This window comes from Clostridium sp., assembly GCF_036642255.1.
In the GTDB taxonomy this organism is placed as follows: domain Bacteria; phylum Bacillota; class Clostridia; order Clostridiales; family Clostridiaceae; genus Clostridium_J.
Genome location: NZ_JAVWDJ010000092.1, coordinates 1 through 4,956, shown reverse-complemented (window position 1 = coordinate 4,956; position 4,956 = coordinate 1). Strand labels below are relative to the sequence as shown.

Sequence of the window (4,956 nt, the reverse complement as noted above, 5' to 3'; positions counted from 1 at the left end):
TATTATGGCCAAACATAATATATATACAATGAGTATAGCAAGAGTCTATCCTCTTTTGGTTGCAAAGGCGGAGAAAAAGGGACGAAGGAAAGAAGAAGTGGATGAAATCATCACTTGGTTAACAGGATATAGCCAAGAAGAGTTAGAAGCCCAACTGGAAAAACAAACAGACTATGAGACCTTCTTTGCGGAGGCTCCCAAACTGAATCCCTCTAGGAATTTAATCAAAGGTGTGGTTTGCGGTGTTCGAGTGGAAGATATTGCAGAACCAACTATGAAGGAAATTCGCTATTTGGATAAGCTTATCGACGAGTTAGCAAAAGGAAAAACTATGGATAAGATTTTACGAAAATAATAATTAAAAACTAAGAAACACTGATTCTATATATAAATATGAAGAATCGGTGTTTTTTTGTTGAATCTACAATAATCTTGAAACTCCAGGCAAATCAGTCCACTAATCTCATATAGTAAAACTATATCATATAAAGAAGGGAATTGTAGAGCTAAAACAGCCGATACAACCATAGGGAGAACCCTATTATAAATAAGGTGGGACTTTTTAAAAGATAAGAAACGTAAGAATAAAATGGGTACAGTGTTTTTCGTGGATTATTTAATTTATCTTTACTCTGGGTAAATTACAATTCCAAATTAAAATCTAAATTCATTACAAAAAAAATCTAAATAACCTATTATTTAACTCATATAGAAGACATGACAATAATATTTATAAACTCTATTGACCGAATTGGTTGATGGGGTATATAATTTAATTAAACCGAATCGGTTGATAAAATCTGTGAGGTGTATACATTGGAAAAATTTTTAAATTTACCTGTAGAAAAACAAAAGACAACTATTGATGCAGCTCTTAAAGCCTTTGGAGCTAACGGCTATAAAAAGACCTCTGTCAGCGACATTGCCTCAGCTGCAGGGATTTCTAAAGCAATGATATTTCATTACTTTGGCACCAAAAAAGCATTATATCTTTATTTAGTTGATCTCTGCGGTAATACCATTATAAATGAAGTTACCGAGAAGTTTGACAGTACTATTACTGACTTTTTTGACAGGATTAAACTTTCAACGGAAATTGAAATTGCGGTTATGAAAAAGTATGCAGCAATGCCCAGTTTCTTAGTTAGCATGTATTATGAAAGTGATGAAGAAGTAGTAGGGGATATAAAAGCTAGAATAACCCAAGGTGAGGATTTTAGAAGTAAAATTGCCTTTGCTGGTACAGATGTTTCTAAGTTTAAAGATAATGTTGATCTGAAACTTGTTATGAAAATGCTTTCTTGGATTGGAGATGGTTTTACTAATCAATTTTCCGGTAAGGAAGAAGTTGACTTTGAAGTCGGAGCTAAGGAATTTTATGATTGTATGGATTTACTAAAGCTTAACTTTTATAAAGAGGAATATTTGTAAAATTACTATTAGTATAGAATTTCTTAGTAAAATTTTAATGTATTCACTTTCAAAAGACTTAAGGGAACCAAGGTAGTCTCATGTATAAGTTAAGTATTGACTTTGATTCTCTATATTTAAAAACACTATAAAAATAGGGAGGGGACATTTGTGAATGTTGTAGAAATTAAAAATCTTACAAAGAGTTACGGTAAGTCAAGGGGCATCCTAGATGTAAATCTAAATGTAGAGCAGGGGGAGATTTTTGGATTTATCGGGCCTAATGGTGCAGGAAAATCTACTACCATCAGAACACTCCTAGGATTAATCTATCCTACAAGCGGAAGTGCTACAATCTTTGGAAAGAGTTGTATAGATCACCCTGAGGTTAGGAAAGAACTTGGTTATTTGCCTTCAGAGGTATTTTATTACGACAATATGAGAGTTATTGACCTTTTAAAATACTCTGCCAGCTTCTATAAAAAGGACTGCACAAAGAGAATTAACGAACTTGCAGAAATAATGGACCTAGACTTAAAAAAGAAGATTGACGACCTTTCTTTCGGAAACAAGAAAAAAGTTGGCATAGTACAGGGACTTTTACATGAGCCAAAGTTAATTATTTTAGACGAACCTACAAGCGGGCTAGACCCTCTTATGCAGCAAAAATTCTTTGAACTTATTGAGGGGGAAAATAAGAAAGGGGCTACAGTATTCTTTTCATCACACATATTAGGAGAAGTTCAGAGAATGTGTAATCGGGTAGCTTTTATTAAAGAAGGGAAAATCATTAAGCTTGAAAAGATGAGTACTCTCCAGGAGAACAATTATAAGAGAATCAGTATTGAAGCTAGGTCAAAAATTACTGAAGAAACTTTTACTATAAAGGGTATCAGCGATTTAAAGATTAAAGGAAGTACTGCAGACTTTATCTTTAAGGGGAATATAGATTCTATTATGAAAAAATTAGCAGAGCTTGAACTACGGAATGTATCTATTAATGAACCGGACCTAGAGGAAATCTTTATGCATTATTACGCAAAGGAGGAATAGGTGCTGTGAATATGTTTCTACATGAACTTAAATCTCTGCGAAAATCTACTATAATTTGGACATGTGCCTTAGTAGCACTGGCTGCACTATATCTTTCAATTTATCCAGAAATTGCTAAAGATGCTGAAGGTTTCAAGGCACTACTTGGGAACTATCCAGAACCTGTTAGAGCAATGCTTGGTATTAATTTAGACTACATTACATCGATTTTGGGCTTTTATTCAATGGTATTTTCCTTTATTGTGCTTTTTGGAGCTATTCAGGCTATGAATTTGGGAGTTTCAATTATTTCCAAGGAATCAAGAGAAAGAACGGCAGACTTTCTTCTTGTAAAGCCGGTTTCCCGGTCAGCCATAGTCAGCGCAAAGCTTATGGCAGCTTTTACTGCGCTACTAAGCACTAATATAGTATTTTTTATAGTATCTACAGTATTAGCTAACGGCATTAAAACTGCAGACTTCGATGTGAATTTGTTTTTTATGATAAATCTTACTCTGTTTTTTATTCAACTTATTTTCCTTTCAATGGGCCTCGCAGTTTCAGTATTCTTCAATAAGCTTAAATCAGTGCTACCAATCTCACTTGGAGTAGTGTTTGGATTTTATATGATTGGAGCACTACTTGCTGCTGGCAAAGAAGAAAATATGGTACGTCTCATTTCCCCTTTTAAATATTTTGATATACCTTATATCATCACCAATTCAAGTTATGAGATTGCATATTTGATTGCCAGTGCTGTTATTGTGGTTGTTGCTGTAGCTGTAAGCTATATTGTTTATATTAAAAAAGATATACATGCAGTGAGCTAAGTTGCGCTTTATTAATTGGAAGGAGATAAGGGTATGAATATTTTTTTAAGAGAGCTAAAGGCTAATAGAAAAGCCTTAATTATATGGAGTGTATGCATGTTTTTAACTGTGCTAAGTGGTATGGGTAAATATACAGCTTATTCATCCGGTACTACTGCTGATGTTTTTGCAGAAATGCCTTTCACCTTAAGGGCGCTGCTTGGTATTGGTTCCTTGGATGTCAGTACAATAAGCGGATTCTTTGCGTTTTTATTTCCTTATCTTGCAGTGATTGCGGGAATCCATGCAGCACTACTTGGAAGTGGTATAATTGCAAAAGAGGAGAGGGACAAAACCACAGAATTTCTTATGGTAAAGCCAGTATCAAGATACACTGTCCTTACTTCAAAGCTTTTTGCAGCTCTGGTTAATGTTATTATTATCAATTTAGTTACAATGGTTTCCTCGATAGTAATGGTTTCAGCCTATAATAAGGGGAAAGATATCACAGGTGAAGTGATAATGTTTCTTTTAAGTATGTTTATCCTTCAGTTAATTTTTCTTTCTCTTGGAGGATTTTTATCAGGGTTTATGAGAAAGCCCAAAGCTTCAGGTTCTCTTGCATCAGCAATACTAATGGGAGCCTATGTAATATCTAAAATTACTGACTTAACAGATCGTGTGAATGCAATAAATGTACTTTCTCCCTTTAAATATTTCAGTTATCAGGATATTTTAAACGGTAAGGGGTTAAGCCTAGTAAATGTAATATTGTCAATTTTGCTTGTTGCTGTATTTTCTGGTTTAACTTATTTCTTTTATAGAAAAAGGGATTTGAATATCTAAATAGTATTGCGTAGAAGGGATATTTGTTGAACACAAGTATCTCTTTTTCATGGAAAATTCTGTTATAATTAATTTAGATAAATGTAAGGGGGGATATATGGTGAAAAATGTTGTGATTACCGGTAGCACAAGGGGCTTGGGAATGGCAATGGCTAAAGAATTTCTAAAAGCGGGGTGTAATGTTACAATATCTGGATCAAGAGAAAATTCCTTTCATAGGGAAAAAGAGCAGGTTAAGGTTTTTGAAAATAAATTTATATTTGTACCATGTAATGTAAGAAACATATCAGAGATTAAAAACCTATGGACTAAATCTGTAGAAAAATGGGGAAGTGTTGATATCTGGATTAATAATGCAGGACAGAATGTACCTCATGAATTTTTGTGGGATACTGAAGAGGAATACATTGATGCCGTTGTAGATACTAATATAAAAGGGATTATGTATGGATGCAAGATAGCACTTGAAAATATGCTTAAACAGGGCCATGGCCAGGTTTGGAATATGGAAGGCTTGGGGTCTAATGATATGATTATAGAAAAAACCATTTTATATGGTACTTCAAAGCGTGCTCTTACTTATTTTACAAAAGGGCTGGCAAAGGAGCTTAAAGATTCTCCAGTTAAGGTAGGTAGATTATCTCCAGGGATGATGCTTACTGAGTTTATTACTAAATCCCCTACAGGAGAGCTTTCTTCAGTTACTCAGGATAACCAATTTAAGAAAGTATTTAACATTTTAGCAGATAAGCCCGAAACTGTTGCACGGTTCTTTATTCCTAAAATGTTAGAAAATACAAAACAAAATGCACATATTCAGTGGCTTACAAATATAAAGTCTGCTCAAAGGTTTATGATG

Annotated in this window: 6 protein-coding genes; all 6 read left to right on the top strand. The window is 34.0% G+C overall.

Annotated features, from left to right (window positions below):
• Positions 1 to 4: 4 nt before the first annotated feature.
• Positions 5 to 355: a DUF2200 domain-containing protein gene (locus RR409_RS20700; protein ID WP_332559674.1), complete on the top strand. Its 351-nt coding sequence runs from the start codon at positions 5 to 7 to the stop codon at positions 353 to 355.
• 461 nt (positions 356 to 816) lie between these two features.
• The gene (locus tag RR409_RS20695) at positions 817 to 1,431 is read left to right on the top strand and encodes a TetR/AcrR family transcriptional regulator (protein WP_332559673.1); all 615 of its coding nucleotides are present in this window, start codon (positions 817 to 819) and stop codon (positions 1,429 to 1,431) included.
• A gap of 150 nt (positions 1,432 to 1,581) precedes the next feature.
• Entirely contained in the window at positions 1,582 to 2,463 is an 882-nt protein-coding gene (locus RR409_RS20690) for an ABC transporter ATP-binding protein (RefSeq protein ID WP_332559672.1), read from the top strand.
• Positions 2,464 to 2,468: 5 nt separating this feature from the next.
• Positions 2,469 to 3,272 (top strand): ABC transporter permease subunit, encoded by an 804-nt coding sequence (locus tag RR409_RS20685; RefSeq protein ID WP_332559671.1) that lies wholly within the window; start codon positions 2,469 to 2,471, stop codon positions 3,270 to 3,272.
• Positions 3,273 to 3,305: 33 nt separating this feature from the next.
• Complete coding sequence (locus RR409_RS20680) at positions 3,306 to 4,097, top strand: ABC transporter permease subunit (protein WP_332559670.1); 792 nt, start codon at positions 3,306 to 3,308, stop codon at positions 4,095 to 4,097.
• 97 nt (positions 4,098 to 4,194) lie between these two features.
• Positions 4,195 to 4,956 (top strand): SDR family oxidoreductase (locus RR409_RS20675; RefSeq protein WP_332559669.1); only part of this gene is annotated, 762 nt, incomplete at its 3' end.